General features: G+C 67.3%; 15 protein-coding genes. All 15 read right to left on the bottom strand.

Translation table 11 applies throughout. The annotated features are described in order from the left end of the window. Positions 1–10: 10 nt before the first annotated feature. Positions 11–1,171, bottom strand: a complete 1,161-nt coding sequence (gene carA, locus HK401_RS04410) for a glutamine-hydrolyzing carbamoyl-phosphate synthase small subunit (protein WP_181273462.1) — start codon at positions 1,169–1,171, stop codon at positions 11–13. Then, the gene (locus tag HK401_RS04405) at positions 1,168–1,662 is read right to left on the bottom strand and encodes a PH-like domain-containing protein (protein WP_166972090.1); all 495 of its coding nucleotides are present in this window, start codon (positions 1,660–1,662) and stop codon (positions 1,168–1,170) included. Before HK401_RS04405 ends, carA begins: the two co-directional genes overlap by 4 nt. Continuing rightward, positions 1,647–2,960, bottom strand: coding sequence for a dihydroorotase (locus tag HK401_RS04400; protein WP_181273461.1), 1,314 nt, complete (start codon positions 2,958–2,960; stop codon positions 1,647–1,649). The genes HK401_RS04405 and HK401_RS04400 overlap by 16 nt, the downstream gene beginning before the upstream one ends. Beyond that, a complete protein-coding gene (locus HK401_RS04395; RefSeq protein WP_181273460.1) occupies positions 2,953–3,933 on the bottom strand; it encodes an aspartate carbamoyltransferase catalytic subunit in 981 nt (326 codons plus the stop codon). Before HK401_RS04395 ends, HK401_RS04400 begins: the two co-directional genes overlap by 8 nt. Beyond that, positions 3,930–4,481 carry a bifunctional pyr operon transcriptional regulator/uracil phosphoribosyltransferase PyrR gene (pyrR, locus tag HK401_RS04390; protein ID WP_181273459.1) on the bottom strand — a complete coding sequence of 184 codons (552 nt, stop codon included), beginning with the start codon at positions 4,479–4,481 and terminating at the stop codon, positions 3,930–3,932. The genes HK401_RS04395 and pyrR overlap by 4 nt, the downstream gene beginning before the upstream one ends. 111 nt (positions 4,482–4,592) lie before the next feature. Continuing rightward, complete coding sequence (nusB, locus tag HK401_RS04385; RefSeq protein ID WP_181273458.1) at positions 4,593–5,003, bottom strand: transcription antitermination factor NusB; 411 nt, start codon at positions 5,001–5,003, stop codon at positions 4,593–4,595. Then, entirely contained in the window at positions 5,004–5,564 is a 561-nt protein-coding gene (efp, locus tag HK401_RS04380) for an elongation factor P (protein ID WP_181273457.1), read from the bottom strand. 197 nt (positions 5,565–5,761) lie between these two features. Next, positions 5,762–6,877 (bottom strand): 3-dehydroquinate synthase, encoded by a 1,116-nt coding sequence (gene aroB / locus HK401_RS04375; RefSeq protein ID WP_181273456.1) that lies wholly within the window; start codon positions 6,875–6,877, stop codon positions 5,762–5,764. 129 nt (positions 6,878–7,006) lie between these two features. Then, positions 7,007–7,645: a shikimate kinase gene (locus HK401_RS04370; RefSeq protein ID WP_181273455.1), complete on the bottom strand. Its 639-nt coding sequence runs from the start codon at positions 7,643–7,645 to the stop codon at positions 7,007–7,009. Next, entirely contained in the window at positions 7,642–8,841 is a 1,200-nt protein-coding gene (gene aroC / locus HK401_RS04365; RefSeq protein ID WP_181273454.1) for a chorismate synthase, read from the bottom strand. The genes HK401_RS04370 and aroC overlap by 4 nt, the downstream gene beginning before the upstream one ends. Before the next feature lie 10 nt (positions 8,842–8,851). Continuing rightward, entirely contained in the window at positions 8,852–9,607 is a 756-nt protein-coding gene (locus HK401_RS04360) for a prepilin peptidase (RefSeq protein WP_181273453.1), read from the bottom strand. Between the two features lie 39 nt (positions 9,608–9,646). Further along, on the bottom strand, positions 9,647–10,564 hold the full coding sequence (locus tag HK401_RS04355; protein ID WP_181273452.1) for a shikimate dehydrogenase: 918 nt from the start codon (positions 10,562–10,564) through the stop codon (positions 9,647–9,649). Continuing rightward, the gene (mltG, locus tag HK401_RS04350; protein ID WP_181273451.1) at positions 10,561–11,703 is read right to left on the bottom strand and encodes an endolytic transglycosylase MltG; all 1,143 of its coding nucleotides are present in this window, start codon (positions 11,701–11,703) and stop codon (positions 10,561–10,563) included. The genes HK401_RS04355 and mltG overlap by 4 nt, the downstream gene beginning before the upstream one ends. Further along, positions 11,700–12,176: a Holliday junction resolvase RuvX gene (ruvX, locus tag HK401_RS04345; RefSeq protein WP_181273450.1), complete on the bottom strand. Its 477-nt coding sequence runs from the start codon at positions 12,174–12,176 to the stop codon at positions 11,700–11,702. Before ruvX ends, mltG begins: the two co-directional genes overlap by 4 nt. After that, complete coding sequence (gene alaS / locus HK401_RS04340) at positions 12,173–14,827, bottom strand: alanine--tRNA ligase (protein ID WP_181273449.1); 2,655 nt, start codon at positions 14,825–14,827, stop codon at positions 12,173–12,175. The genes ruvX and alaS overlap by 4 nt, the downstream gene beginning before the upstream one ends. Positions 14,828–14,921: the final 94 nt, after the last annotated feature.

Raw genomic sequence — 14,921 nt, 5'->3', positions numbered from 1 at the left:
TGGTCTCTCCTTAGGCCTGGGCAGCCGAATCGGCCTGGGAAGCGGTCATGAGGTCGATGAAGCGATCGAACAGGTAGCTCGAATCGTGCGGCCCGGCCGCGGCCTCGGGATGGAACTGGACGGAGAAGGCGGGGATGTCGAGGCAGGCGAGGCCTTCGACGACATCATCGTTGAGGCACACGTGTGAGACGATGACCCGCCCGTAGTCGGGACTGTGCGGGGCGGTCGTCTCCCCCGTCAGCGGCGCGTCGACGGCGAAACCGTGGTTCTGCGAGGTGATCTCGACCTTGTCCGTCGTGCGGTCCATCACCGGCACGTTGATGCCGCGGTGTCCGAAGGGCAGTTTGTACGTGCCGAAGCCCAGCGCCCGACCGAGCAGCTGATTGCCGAAGCAGATGCCGAAGAACGGCAGGCGTGCGTCGAGGACGCCGCGCAGCAGCTCCACCTGATCATCGGCGGTCGCGGGGTCGCCGGGCCCGTTGGAGAAGAAGACCCCGTCGACGCCGAGTGACTGGACCTCCTCGAGTGTGATCGAAGCCGGAACGAGGTGGACGTCGATGCCGCGTTCGGCCATGCGTTCGGGTGTCATCGATTTGATGCCGAGGTCGACGGCGGCGACGCTGAAGCGCTTCTCCCCTCGGGCGGGAATGAGCCTCGCCTGCTCGGTGGTGACCTCGTCGACGAGGTTGGCACCGGCCATCTCGGGTGCGGCCTGCACGCGTGCGAGCAGTTCGTCGGCGGGGGCCTCGGCGGCTGGTCCGGAGAAGATGCCCATGCGCATCGCTCCCTTGTCGCGCAGGTGCCGGGTCAGGGCGCGGGTGTCGACATCGGAGATGCCGACGATGCCGGACTCGTTCAGCCAGTCGGCGAGGTCTCCTTCGGAACGCCAGTTCGAGGAGATCCGGGAGGCGTCGCGGACGACGTACCCGGCGGCCCAGATCCGACCCGATTCGTCGTCGGTGCGGTTGACGCCGGTGTTGCCGATGTGCGGGGCGGCCTGGATGATGATCTGCCGATGATAGGACGGATCGGTCAGGGTCTCCTGGTAGCCGGTCATGGCGGTGACGAACACGGCCTCACCGGTGGTCTCACCGACGCTGCCGTATGCGGAGCCTGAGAAGGTGCGTCCGTCTTCGAGGACGAGGACTGCGGGGGTGGTGGAAAAGCTCATTGTGCCTCTTCGATCATTTCACGGATGCGGTCGACGGTGGGGGCGGTGGATGCGGCGTAGCGGGCTCGGAAGCCGGTGTCGACGAGGGTGTCGCCGAGCCGCCAGGTGATGCGGACGATGCCGCCGCGTTCGACGAACTTGCCGATCATCCCCGAGGTGGTGTCGACGGAGACGATGTCACGGCGCGGGATGAGGAAGTCCTCACGTCCGGCGAGGTCCATGATCACTCCCCCGTCGGTGATGACGAGTTCTCCTGTGGTGCGGATGCCCAGCCCGTGCACGGCGACGCGTTCGAGCGGGTGCCCGGCCTTCGTCGTCGAGACATAGGAGCCTTCGACAGGATCGGCCACAGGGGTGATCCCCAGATGCGGCTTCGGCGGGGTGGCGACATCGGACTGCGCCCGCTTGCGTCGGCTCCATCCCCAGGCGATCGCGATGATCACCAGGAGGATGACGACTGCGACGATGAGGGTGCCTACTGATCGGTCCATGTTGCTCCTGCCGGGTGGGGTGTTGTCAGTGCTCCTGCGGCCAGTACCCGGTGGCCGTAGAAGAAGGTGTCGGTGACCGCAGCGCTCACCTCGATGCCGGCGAAGGGGTTGTTGCGGCCCTTCGTGGCGTGATCTGCGGGTTCGATGCGGTGCGGTCGGTTCGGGTCGACGAGGACGATGTTCGCGCTCGCCCCGATCTCGAGGCTGCCGTGACCGGAGGCGCCGGTGATCCTCGCCGGCGCCGCGGACATCACACGGGCGACGTCGCCGAAGTCGAAGTCGTGGTCGGCCATCGCCTCGACGACGATGGACAGCGCCGATTCCATGCCGACCATGCCCATGGCCGCCGCGCTCCATTCGCTGCATTTGTGTTCGGCGGTGTGCGGCGCGTGGTCGGTGCCGACGACGTCGATGGTGCCGTCGGCCAGCGCCTCACGCAGGGCGTGGACGTCGGAGTCGGTGCGCAGCGGCGGGTTGACCTTGTAGACGGGGTCGAAGGTGCGCACGAGTTCATCGGTGAGCATGAGATGGTGCGGGGTCACCTCGGCGGTGACGGCCACTCCCCTGGCCTTGGCCCAGCGGATGAGGTCGACGCTGCCGGCGGTCGAGACGTGGCAGACGTGCAGTCGGGAGCCGACGTGCTCGGCGAGCAGGACGTCGCGGGCGATGATCGACTCCTCGGCGACCGCGGGCCAGCCGGGCAGTCCGAGTTCGGCGGAGACCTCCCCCTCATTCATCTGCGCGCCTTCGGTCAGCCGCGGTTCCTGGGCGTGCTGGGCGATGATGCCGTCGAAGGTCTTGACGTATTCGAGGGCGCGGCGCATCAGCAGCGGGTCGGAGACGCAGATGCCGTCGTCGGAGAACATCCGCACCCGTGCGGCCGATCTGGCCATCGCACCGAGTTCGGCCAGCTGTCGGCCTTCGAGGCCGATGGTCACGGCGCCGACGGGCACGACCTCGGTGAAGCCGGCCGAGCGGCCCAGCCGGTGGACCTGCTCGACGACGCCGGCCGTGTCGGCCACGGGGGCGGTGTTCGCCATGGCGTGCACGCACGTGAAGCCGCCGGCTGCGGCCGAGCGGGATCCGGTGAGCACGGTCTCGGCGTCTTCCTTGCCGGGTTCGCGCAGATGCGTGTGCATGTCGACGAGGCCGGGCAGGGCAACGAGTCCCGCGGCGTCGATGACCTCGGCGGAGGTGGCGTCGAGGAGTTCGGGATCGACGATGCGTCCGTCGCAGATGGCGATATCGGCGGTTCCGCGTCCGAGCACGTTCGCTCCGCGGATGAGGTAGTCAGTCATTGGTCTCCTCCTGACCTGTCAGCAGGCGGTAGAGGACCGCCATGCGCACACTCACACCGTTCTCGACCTGGTCGAGGACGAGGGCGCGGGGTGAGTCCGCTGCGGCGGCGGAGATCTCGAAGCCGCGGTTCATGGGGCCCGGGTGCATGACGAACGTGCTCTCGGGCAGGGTCTCGAGTCGGGCGGGGCTGAGCCCCCACAGCCGCGCGTATTCGCGGGCGTTGGGGAAGAACGACTCGTGCATGCGTTCGTGTTGGACGCGCAGCATCATCACCGCCGCGAAGTCAGCGGCGGCCAGTGCGGCATCGAAGTCGTAGTGGACGGTCACCGGCCAGTTCTCCACTCCCCACGGCAGCAGCGTGGGCGGGGCGATGAGGTGCACGTCGGCGCCGAGGCGGTCGAGCAGATGCACATTCGACCGTGCCACTCGTGAGTGGAGGACGTCGCCGACGATGGCGACCTTCGCCCCGTCGAGGCCGGCCCCGCGGGGTCCTCCGGACACCGGCCCCGAGGCGGGGACCCCGGCTAGTGCCCGACGCAGGGTGAAGGCGTCGAGGAGGGCCTGGGTGGGGTGTTCGTGGGTGCCGTCTCCGGCGTTGACGACGGGCACGTCGATCCACCCGGTGTGGGCGAGGCGATGGGCTGTACCGGCTCCGGAGTGGCGGACGACGATCGCGTCGGCGCCCATCGCCGAGATCGTCTGGATGGTGTCCTGCAGGCTCTCGCCCTTGGACACCGACGAGCCCTTCGCGGAGAAGTTGAGCACATCGGCGGAGAGTCGCTTCGCCGCGGCCTCGAAGGACAGGCGGGTGCGGGTCGAGTCCTCGAAGAAGAGGTTGACCACCGTGCGACCGCGCAGCACGGGCAGCTTCTTGATCTCGCGCTGGGAGACCAACGCCATCTCCTCGGCGATGTCGAGGATGCCGATGGCGTCCTCGCGGGACAGTGATGCGGTGTCGAGCAGGTGCTTCATTCGCGACCTCCCGAGATGGTCACGGCATCGGTTCCGTCGATCTCGGACAAAGAGACGTTGACGCGTTCGCTGCTGGACGTCGGGAGGTTCTTGCCGACGTGATCGGCCCGGATCGGCAGGTCGCGGTGGCCGCGGTCGACGAGGACCGCGAGTCTCACCTTCGAGGGCCGGCCGAGATCGGCCAGGGCATCGAGCGCCGCGCGGATGGTGCGGCCAGAGAAGAGCACATCGTCGACGAGGACGACGGTCTTCGCGTCGATGCCCGCGGCGGGGATCGAGGTGGGCTCGGGTGCCCGGTAGGAGCCGCCACGCAGATCGTCGCGGTACATGGTGATGTCGAGGCTTCCGGCCAGTTCGCCGGCGGAGGCAGGGCTGCCTTCGATCGCCGCGATCGCCTCGGCGAGCCGGTGGGCCAGCGGGACTCCGCGGCGCGGAATCCCGAGCAGGACGATGTCCTCGCTGCCTTTGTTGGACTCGATGATCTCGTGGGCGATGCGGGTGACCGCCCGTGAGACATCAGCTGCGTCCAGCACTGTTCGCTGTGTCATGGTTCCCCTTCTCCGCCTCTCCGGACGGTGGTTAAAGGAGTGGTTCGATTCGATTGTAGACCTCGTGCGAGGCGCTCTCGCAGGCGGGTCCGGAGTGCGGACCCGCCGGCGTCAGATGAGCGTCGGCTTGACGTCGAGGATGCGTGAGAGCAGGCCCGAGACGAACCCGGGTGAGTCATCGGTGGAGAATTGTCGGGCCAGCGAGACCGCCTCGTCGATGGCGACCTTGTCGGGCACCTCGTCGTTGAACAGGATCTCCCACGTGCCGATCTCGAGCAGGGACCGGTCGACGGCCGGCATCCGGTCGAGCGTCCAGCCTTGCGCGTAGGTGGAGATGATCTCGTCGATCTCCTCCTGCTTCTCGGTGATGCCCGTGACGATCTCGACCGCGTATTCCTTCATGGGGTAGTCGGGATCGTTCGACCGCATGGTGACGAGCTCGTCGATCGCGAGTCGTCGCTGCCCGGCTTCGAAGAGCAGCTCGAGAGCCCGGCGACGGGCTCGTGTGCGTGCCGAGGCCACTTACTTGACGCGTCCGAGGTAGTCGCCGCTGCGGGTGTCGACCTTGACCTTGGTGCCCTCTTCGAGGAACAGCGGCACCTGGATCTCGTAGCCGGTCTCGAGCGTAGCGGGCTTCGATCCGCCGGTCGAGCGGTCGCCCTGGAGGCCGGGTTCGGTATGGGTGATGGTCAGTTCGACCGAGGGCGGCAGCTCCACGGACAGCGGGGTGCCCTCATGGAAGGAGATCTGCAGGTCCTGGTTCTCGAGCATGTAGTTCGCGGCGTCGCCGACGAGCTCGGCGGAGATGTTGACCTGGTCGTAGTCCTTCGAGTCCATGAACACGTAGTCGGTGCCGTCATGGTAGAGGTACTGCATGTCGCGGCGGTCGACGTTGGCCGTCTCGACCTTCGTGCCGGCGTTGAAGGTCTTGTCGATGATCTTGCCGGAGGTGACGTTCTTCATCTTGGTGCGGACGAACGCCGGCCCCTTGCCGGGCTTGACGTGCTGGAACTCGAGCACCTGCCACAGCTGGTTGTCGATGTTGAGCACAAGGCCGTTCTTCAGGTCGTTGGTTGTCGCCACTAATTCGTCCTTCTTCGCGTCATAACGGATCACCGATCGATGATCGCCGATTGGTCAGGCATCTCCGCCGCCCTGCAGGAGGGCAGGCGAGACTCATTCCTGGACGATTCTAGCAAGCCCGCCCAGCGCCGTGCATCCGCACGTGTCGAGTGCTGTGTCAGCATGTTGGGTGCTGTGTCGGCGTGTCGAGTGCTGCCTCAGCCGAGTTCGGTGTGCAGCGGCACTGTCGGTGACGTCTCGCCGATCTCCTGGTAGGCGGTGTGGAGGATCGAGGCGTCGGGGATCTCGACGGTCGAGGGTTCGCCGATGTCGGACAGCAGCACCATCCGCAGCATCGCTCCGCGGGCCTTCTTGTCCCGTTTCATCGTGTCCAGCAGCTGCGGCCACACATCGGAGCGGTATCCGGTGGGCAGGCCGAGCTTGCTCAGCAGCTCGCGGTGGAGGTCGACGGTCTCGTACGGGAGGCTCTTGACCATCGAGGCGACCTCGGCGGCGAAGACCATTCCCACGGACACCGCGGCTCCGTGGCGCCACTGGTAGCGCTCCTTGTGTTCGATCGCGTGGGCCAGCGTGTGCCCGTAGTTGAGGATCTCTCGTCGCCCGGACTCCTCGAAGTCGTCGGAGACGACATCGGCCTTGACGCGGATGGAGCGTTCGATGAGTTCGCGCAGGACGGGCCCGCCGACGTCGCCGATCTCCTCCTTCGAATGGGCGGAGACGAGGTCGAGGATGGCAGGGTCGGCGATGAAGCCGGTCTTGACCACCTCGGCGAGGCCGGTGAAGAGTTCGTTCTCCGGCAGGGTCGCGAGCGTGTCGAGGTCGACGAGGACACCGGCCGGGGCGTGGAAGGAGCCGACGAGGTTCTTGCCCTCGGCGGTGTTGATGCCGGTCTTTCCGCCCACGGCGGCGTCGACCATGCCGAGGACCGTAGTGGGGATGTGGATGACGCGGATGCCGCGCAGCCAGGTGGCGGCGACGAAACCGCCGAGGTCGCTCACTGCTCCTCCGCCGACGGTGACGATGGCATCGGTGCGGGTGAAGTCGGACTGTCCGAGCACCTGCCAGCAGAAGGCGGCGACCTGGATGTGTTTGGCCTCTTCGGCGTCGGGGATCTCCGCGGCCACGGCCTCGAGTCCGGTCGCCGCGAGGTCGTCGCGGACGGTCTCGCCGGTGGTGCGCAGAGCCCGTGGGTGGATGACGAGGACCTTCTCCACCCGGTTGCCGAGCAGTTCGGGCAGTTCGCCCAGCAGTCCCTGTCCGACGAGGACCGGGTAGGTCCCGCCGGCGTCGACATCGATGCGTGTGGTGCTCATTCGTCCGTCTTCCTGATCGTTGCGCGTGTGTTCGAGCGGGTCTCGCCGAGGCGAGGCGCTGCCCCGGCCCAGCCTAGTCCTGCAGGTCCGGCGGCGGCGAAACGCCTGCCGACCATGGGCGGAGCCGTCTCACAGCCGAGTGCCGGGCTCGCCCTCGTCGAGGTGGGCGTACTTCGCGTACTCCTCGGCCCGCCGCAGACCGGTGAGGACGTCGACGACGCGGTTGACCACGGTCGACGGCGGTGAGTTCGAGGCCTGGACGCGGAAGGTCGCGACCTGTTCGTAGAGCGGTTCGCGTTCGGCAACCAGCGCCATCCAGTTCTCCACGGCGGAGCCGGCACCCCGCAGCAGCGGCCGGTGCGGGGCGTTGATCCGCTGCGCGACGGTGTCGACGTCGATGTCGATGTGGACGACCTTGATCGCCGGGTGCTTGAGCTGGGCGCGGGTGCCGGGGTTGAGGATCGCTCCCCCGCCCAGGGACACGATGCCCGGCCGATCGAGCAGGCGGCGCAGTGCCTTGCGCACGACTTCGCGTTCGATGCGTCGGAAATGGTCCTCCCCGCGTTCGACGAACAGTTCCGCGATGACTCCGTACTGTTCGACGATGTTCGCGTCGGTGTCGATCAGCGGCAGGCCCAAGCGGTCGGCGAGCAGCCGCCCGATGGTCGACTTCCCTGCGGCGGGAGGACCGGAGAGCACGATGCGTGAGAGCGCGGCGGGAACCGGTTCCAGGGGCGGAACCGGTTTCGGGATCGGGGTCTCGTTCATCGTCCGATGCGGAGGTTCTCCGGAATGGCCGCGACGTAGGCGTCCAGGTTCCGCTTCGTCTCGGCCACCGAGTCTCCGCCGAACTTCTCGACGACGGCCTCGGCGAGGACGAGGGCGACCATCGCCTCGGCGACGACGCCGGATGCCGGGACCGCGCACACGTCGGAGCGCTGGTGGTTGGCCTTCGCCGCCTCGCCGGTGGTGACGTCGACGGTGGACAGCGCACGGGGCACCGTGGCGATGGGCTTCATCCCGGCGCGCACCCGCAGCGGACCGCCCGTGGACATACCGCCTTCGGTCCCGCCTGCGCGGTTGCTGGTGCGGCGGAATCCGTCGGGGCCGACCTCGAGTTCGTCATGCGCCTGCGAACCCGGTCGTTTCGTGGTGAGGAAGCCGTCTCCGACCTCGACGCCCTTGATGGCCTGGATGCCCATGAGGGCGCCGGCGAGGCGGGAGTCGAGACGCCGGTCCCAGTGCACGTGGGACCCGAGTCCCGGCGGCAGATCGTAGGCGAGGACCTCGACGACTCCGCCGAGGGTGTCCCCGGCCTTCTTCGCCGCGTCGATCTCGGCGACCATTGCGGCCGAGAGCTCGGCGTCGAAGCAGCGCACGGGATCGGCGTCGAGGGCGTCGACGTCGGCGGCGGTCGGCAGGTCGGGTGCGGCATCGGCGGCGTGTTCGGCCGTGCCGATGGCCACGGTGTGGGCGACGAGCGTGATGCCGAGTTCGCCGAGGAACTTCGCAGCCACGGTGCCCAGGGCGACCCGCATCGCGGTCTCCCGGGCCGAGGCGCGTTCGAGCACGGGACGGGCCTCGTCGAAGGCGTACTTCTGCATGCCGACGACGTCGGCGTGTCCGGGACGGGGCCGCGTCAGCGGAGCGTTGCGGGCGAGGCCCTCGAGCTCGGATTCGTCGATGGGGTCCGCGCTCATCACGGTCTCCCATTTGGGCCATTCGGTGTTGCCGACCTCGATGGCCACGGGTGAGCCGAGCGTTGTGCCGTGGCGGACGCCGCCGAGGAGGCGCACCTCGTCGGCTTCGAACTTCATTCGCGCGCCGCGGCCGTAGCCGAGTCGACGCCTGGCCAGGCTCGCTCGAATATCGTCCCTGGTGATCGGTACATGGGCGGGAAGCCCTTCAATGATCCCGGTCAGCGCCTCGCCGTGGGATTCGCCTGCAGTCAGCCATCTCAACATTCCACCGATTCTACAAAACGAATGGGGCGGTCACCGACCCGAGCCACATTCCGGATAGCATCGCGGGCCCGAAAGCGATCGTCACCCCGCGCAGGCGGCGGGCGCGGAGTACTCCGAGCAGTGCCCAGACACCGGCGATGAGCATCATCGCCACGAACACCACGGCCGGTGCCCACGGGTCGAAGAGTCCGGCAGCGGCGAAGACGATGAAGGACAGCTTCACGTCTCCCAGACCCATCGTCTTCTTTCGCAGCAGTCGGCCGAGCAGGTGGAGGAGTCCGAAGGCGATGAGGACGATGGTGCCGGAGAAGAAAGCCGTGAACCACATGTGGGAGGCGCCGAGGGTGGAGCCGATGATGATCACGGCGAGTCCGAGGAGGGTGGTCGGGAGCGTGATCCGGTCGGGCAGTCGGCGCACGAGGATGTCGGTGGTGAAGAGGAACGGGGTGGTTCCGGCGACGAGTCCGAGGAAGCAGGCGGTGCCGATCCGGTCGGCCGAGTTCGGCTGCGGCGGGATGAATGTGGTCCCGCTCAGCGGTGCGTAGGCGCTCCACCCGCCGTCTCCGGCGACGATCTGGTGGAGCGGGAAAGCCCACGCAGCGACGGCGGCGAGGACGAGGCCCGCGAGCACGGGCACCCAGGCCCGGGAGATCGTGGACCTCTCCAGCTGTTCGAGCTGGGATTCGTCGTTGAGCCAGAATCGGGTGGTTCTGGAAAGCACCAGTCCCACGGCGAGGGCGATGAGCACCGTGAGACCGATGACCATTGCGTGCAGCACCCCGGCGTCCACAGTCTCTGCCTCGGCTCAGTCCCGGGAGGCGGCCGCGGTGTCCCGCAGCGCGGAGTACATGGCCGCAGAGATCCGGTCCCGCAGCTCCTGCCCGGTCGGCAGGTCGAACGGCATCGCAGCCGCCCCGACGAACATCTCGGATTGGGCAACGGCCTGTTCGACGAGCATCGCGGTCCCGTCGACGGGCAGCAGTCCGTGTGCGGCTGCGGCGGCGAGGAAGGAAGAGGCTTCGGCGTACGCGACGTCGAGGGCGACGCCGCTGTGCACATCGCCGCTGGGCACGTCGCCGGCGGTGAAGGACGCGTCCCACTCGAGGTGCGGGGCCGCCTCGGCGGGAAGGGTGGAGATGACGATCGCCGAGGGGCCGATCCGCTCGAGCGGGGCGAGGGAGGCGGACAGCCCGATCTGTTCGGCGAGTTCGACCACCCGCCGGGCCCGGTCGGGACTGCGGACGAGGAATTCGACCTCGGTGATGCCGAGGTCCCGGCAGGCCACGAGCGCCGAGGCGGCGGTCGCACCAGCACCGAGGATCGTCGCCCGTCCGGCTCCCGCACCGCGGGTTCCCTCCCGCTCGGCGACGCTCAGGTGCGGGGCGATCGCGCCGACGATGCCGCGCACATCTGTGTTCGCCACCTGAATCTGCTCACCCGAGCGCACGACGGTGTTGCCTGCACCGGTCAGCGCGGCGGTGTCGTCGATCGTCCAACCGCGTTCTGCGGCCAGCTTCACGAGGCGGTCCTTGAGCGGCATGGTCAGCGAGAACCCGGTCTCGTCAGGGTGCGAGTCGAGGAAGTCCTCGAGCTCATCGGCACCGAGGTCGACGCGACCGTATTCGCTCGTCGTCAGGCCCAGCGCGGCGAAGGCGGCACGGTGGAGCAAGGGCGACTTCGAATGGTCGATGGGCCGCCCGAGCACAGCGGCGAGGATCCTCACTCCTTGTCGCCGTTCCCGTTGTGGTCCTTGAGCCACTTGCGATAGATCTCGACGTTCTTCTGGTGTTCGTCGTACGTGTTCGCGAACTTCGTCTCACCCGTGTCCGGGTTCGTCGCGACGAAGAACTGCCAGTCGCCCTTCGACGGGTTGAGCGCCGCTTCCACCGCACCGGAGCTCGGAGCGTTGATGGGTCCGGGAGGCAGGCCCTTCTTCTTGTACGTGTTGTACGGCGAATCGGACTGGCGTTCCTTCTTCGTCGTCGTCAGGTCCGAGCGGGCTCCGTGGATGTAGGCGACCGTCGCATCGGACTGCAGCAGTCCGCCCGTCTTCGAATGATCGGAGATCCGGTTGAGGAAGACGCGAGCGACCTTCTTGCGCACCTCTTCATCACCCGGGGACTCCTTCTCCACGAGGCTGGCGATGGTGAGGATACGGTTGGCGTCCTTGTCCTCGATGCCCAACTCGTCGAGTTCGGACTCGGTCTTGTCGACCATCTCCTGGACGACGTCCTCTGCTGTCTTCGTCTTGTCCAGATCGTAGGTCGCCGGGTAGAGGTAGCCTTCGAGGCTGGGGGCGTCGATCTCGAGGCCGTAGTCCTTCGGGGTCTTGTCGTCGATGGCCTTGTCGACCTCGTCGGCGTTCATCCCGGATTCGATCATGATCGCTTTGATCTCTTCGACCTGCTTGCCTTCGGCCACGGTGATCCGCGGAGGCGCAATGGGATTGATGAGCGCTTCGACGGCGGCCTTCGAACTCATCTTCTCCCGCATCGTCCACGTGCCGGCCTGGATGGTCGCCTCACGGCGTTCGACCTCGTCGAGGAAGGGTTCGGAGTTCATGATCACACCCTCCTCGACGAGCTGGTTGGCCACGGTGCGGGCCGAGGAGCCGGGAGCGATGTCGATGGACACCTCGTTGGTGCCCTGTCCCTCGTAGTCGCCTTTGGGACCGAAGAGGTCGTCGAAGACTCCCCCGGCGGCCTTGACGCCGAAGAAGCCGCCGATTCCGAAGACGAGGATGCAGATGATGATGATCGTCGTCGTCCGCCGCCGGCGCAGCATCCGCCGCCGCTTCTTCGCTCTCACCTCGGATCGGCTCAGACCTTCGTCTGCTGAGAACTCAGTGGGAAGCGGGCTCATTGTTCACTCTCCTCGTCGGGCATCTCACGTCCGGCGGGGACACCGGTGTTGTGTTCGAACTCGAGGGCGTTCTGAAGGATGATGACGGCTGCCTGTGCGTCGACGATCTCTCGCCGCTGGCGGGAGGACTTCCCGGCCGCGGCGAGGGCGTGGTGGGCTTCGACGGTGGTGAAGCGTTCGTCGACGAGGCGGATGGGTGTGCCGGTCGCCGCGGCGACCTTGCGAGCGAATTCCAGCGCCGAGGCGGCTGCCGCGCGGGCGGCCCCGTCGAGGGACTTCGGGTCCCCCGCGAGGAGTTCGATCGGTTCGTACTCGGCGACGACCTCGCGCAGCTCTCGCAGCGCCGCCGGTTCGTCCTTGCGCCGCACGACGGTCAGCGGGGTCGCGAGGATCCCTTCGGGGTCGCTGGCGGCGACCCCGATCCGCACCGAACCGATGTCGAGGCCCAAGCGACGACCTCGGCGGAATGTCACTGGATAGCCGCCTTGACGGCCGAGATGGCGGCCGGGATCGCGGCTGGGTCGCTGCCGCCGCCTTGGGCGAGGTCGGGCTTGCCGCCGCCTCCGCCGCCGAGCTCGCCGCAGGCCAGGGACACGAGCCTGCCGGCCTGCAGACCGGCGGTGCGGGCCGCCTCGGTGGTGGCGATGACGACGACGGGTTTGCCGCCCGTCACGCCGAGGCCGAGAACCACGGCCTGACGGTCGCTCACGCGTCCGCGCAGATCGGTCACGACGGTGCGGATGTCTCCCGCGTTGCCGACCACGCCGAGGTCGGCGACGACGAAGAGGGTCTCCCCCACGGTCCGTGCGTCGTCGAGGAACTTGCCCGCGCCGGCGAGCAGCTGCTGAGCGTTGAGGCGGGAGATCTCCTTCTCCGCGTCCTTGAGCCGGGTCATCAGGTCGGAGACCCGGCCAGGCACGTCGGTGCCGGGGACCTTGAGCATCTCGGAGAGGTTGGACACGATCGTGCGTTCGGCGGCCAGGGAGCGGAAGGCGTCCATGCCGACGGCAGCTTCGATGCGGCGGACTCCCGAGCCGACGGAGGCTTCGGAGAGCACGGAGATCGGGCCGACCTCGGATGAGGCTCCCACATGGGTGCCTCCGCAGAGTTCGCGGGAGAAGGGCCCGCCGATGTCGACGACACGCACGACGTTCGGGTACTTCTCTCCGAACAGTGCCATGGCGCCGGACTTCCGGGCGTCATCGAAGGGCATGTATTCGGTTCCGACCTCGTAGTTCGACCGCACTGCGAGGTTGGCGACCTCTTCGATCTCGCCGCGCATCTGGGTGCTCGGAGCTTCGGGGAACGAGTAGTCGAAACGCATGTAGCCCGGCTGGTTGAGCGAACCGGCCTGGACGGCGTGGCTGCCGAGGATCTCCCGCAGGGCGGCGTGGACGAGGTGGGTGGCGGTGTGGGCCTGGGATCCCTGGAAGCGGTGATCGTGGTCGACGCTGGCGAGCACCTCGTCGCCGACGTGGAGCTCACCGTCGGTGACCTCGACGTGGTGGGCGGGCAGTCCCTTGATCGGGTTCTGCACATCGGTGACGCGGGCGGTGAAGCCGTGGCCTTTGATGAGGCCGACGTCGGCGCGCTGGCCGCCGGATTCGGCGTAGAAGGGGGTGAGGTCGAGGATGACGTCGCCGCTCTGCCCGGTCGTGAGCACTTCGGTCGCGACGCCGCCTGACACGATTCCGCGGACGCGGGAATCTGCTTCGAGCTGGTCGTAGCCGACGAATTCGCTCTGCCCCTCGTCGAGCAGGGCCGAGTAGGCGGAGAGGTCGGTGTGTCCGCCGCCCTTCTTCGCCTTCGCATCGGCCTTGGCGCGGGTCCGCTGTTCATCCATGAGGGAGCGGAAGCCGGATTCGTCGACGTTCAGTCCCGCCTCGGAGGCCATCTCAAGGGTGAGGTCGATGGGGAATCCATGCGTGTCGTGGAGGGCGAAGGCGACGTCTCCGCTGATGGTCTTGTTCGTCCCTGACAGCGATCCGGCGGCGTTCTCGAACAGCTGGGTGCCGGATTCGAGGGTGCGCAGGAACGCCTTCTCCTCGGCGTAGGCGATGCGGGAGATCCGGTCGAAGTCGGTCTCCAACTCCGGGTAGGACAGCTTCATCGCCTGCATCGAGACGGGGAGGAGTTCGGGCAGGACCTCGTCCTTGACCCCGAGCAGACGCATGGCGCGCACGGCACGGCGGAGCAGGCGGCGGAGGATGTAGCCGCGGCCTTCATTGCCGGGGCGGACTCCGTCGCCGATGATGATGAGCGAGGAGCGGACATGATCGGCGACGACGCGCATCTGCACATCGGAATGTTCGTCGTCACCGTAGGCCCGACCGGACAGTCGGCTGGCGGCCTCGATGACGGGGAACACCTCGTCGATCTCGTACATGTTCTCCACACCTTGGAGCAGGAATGCCACGCGTTCGAGTCCCATGCCGGTGTCGATGTTCTTCGCGGGCAGTTCGCCGGCGACGTCGAAGTCGACCTTGGAGCGGACCTCGGAGAGTTCGAACTCCATGAACACGAGGTTCCAGATCTCGATGTAGCGGTCCTCGTCGGCGACCGGGCCGCCGTCGACGCCGTAGTCGGGGCCGCGGTCGAAGTAGATCTCCGAGCAGTAGCCGCCGGGTCCTGGCTGACCGGTGTGCCAGTAGTTGTCCTCGTTGTCGCGCAGCTGGATGCGCTCACGCGGGATCGACGTCTCTTCGAGCCACATGTCGATGGTCTCGGTGTCGTCCTCGTGCACGGTCGCCCACAGCAGCTCCGGGTCGAAGCCGAGTCCGCCGTCGTCGACGGAGTTCGTCAGCAGGCCCCAGGCGAACTTGATGGCGTCGCGCTTGAAGTAGTCACCGAAGGAGAAGTTGCCGTTCATCTGGAAGAACGTGCCGTGTCGGGTGGTCTTGCCGACCTCTTCGATGTCTCCGGTGCGCACGCACTTCTGCACGCTCGTGGCGCGGTTGAAAGGGGCGGGTTCGCGGCCGGTGAGGTACGGGATGAACTGGACCATGCCTGCGATGTTGAACAGGATGGACGGATCGGAGCTGATCACCGACGCCGAGGGGACCACGGTGTGCCCGTTCGCTTCGAAGTAGTCCAACCAGCGTTGTTTGATCTCTGCCGTCTTCAATCCAAGACCTTTCGCGTATTGCCGGTGCGTCACCGCACTTACTCATGCGTATCCGCACTTACCAGGGACTAGTTTAATGGCTCCGCCGCAATAT

This window comes from Brevibacterium oceani (genome assembly GCF_013623835.1).
In the GTDB taxonomy this organism is placed as follows: Bacteria; Actinomycetota; Actinomycetes; order Actinomycetales; family Brevibacteriaceae; genus Brevibacterium; species Brevibacterium oceani.
The sequence above is the reverse complement of the archived record's forward strand: the minus strand, read 5'-3'. Positions and strand labels throughout refer to the sequence as shown.

Excerpts from the sequence above, each read along its gene's own strand:
- HK401_RS04405 (WP_166972090.1), bottom strand. The coding sequence starts at position 1,662 with ATGGACCGATCAGTAGGCACCCTCATCGTCGCAGTCGTCATCCTCCTG.
- HK401_RS04400 (WP_181273461.1), bottom strand. The coding sequence starts at position 2,960 with ATGACTGACTACCTCATCCGCGGAGCGAACGTGCTCGGACGCGGAACC.
- HK401_RS04370 (WP_181273455.1), bottom strand. The coding sequence starts at position 7,645 with ATGAACGAGACCCCGATCCCGAAACCGGTTCCGCCCCTGGAACCGGTT.
- HK401_RS04395 (WP_181273460.1), bottom strand. The coding sequence starts at position 3,933 with ATGAAGCACCTGCTCGACACCGCATCACTGTCCCGCGAGGACGCCATC.
- aroC (WP_181273454.1), bottom strand. The coding sequence starts at position 8,841 with ATGTTGAGATGGCTGACTGCAGGCGAATCCCACGGCGAGGCGCTGACC.
- HK401_RS04360 (WP_181273453.1), bottom strand. The coding sequence starts at position 9,607 with ATGGTCATCGGTCTCACGGTGCTCATCGCCCTCGCCGTGGGACTGGTG.
- pyrR (WP_181273459.1), bottom strand. The coding sequence starts at position 4,481 with ATGACACAGCGAACAGTGCTGGACGCAGCTGATGTCTCACGGGCGGTC.
- mltG (WP_181273451.1), bottom strand. The coding sequence starts at position 11,703 with ATGAGCCCGCTTCCCACTGAGTTCTCAGCAGACGAAGGTCTGAGCCGA.
- aroB (WP_181273456.1), bottom strand. The coding sequence starts at position 6,877 with ATGAGCACCACACGCATCGATGTCGACGCCGGCGGGACCTACCCGGTC.
- carA (WP_181273462.1), bottom strand. The coding sequence starts at position 1,171 with ATGAGCTTTTCCACCACCCCCGCAGTCCTCGTCCTCGAAGACGGACGC.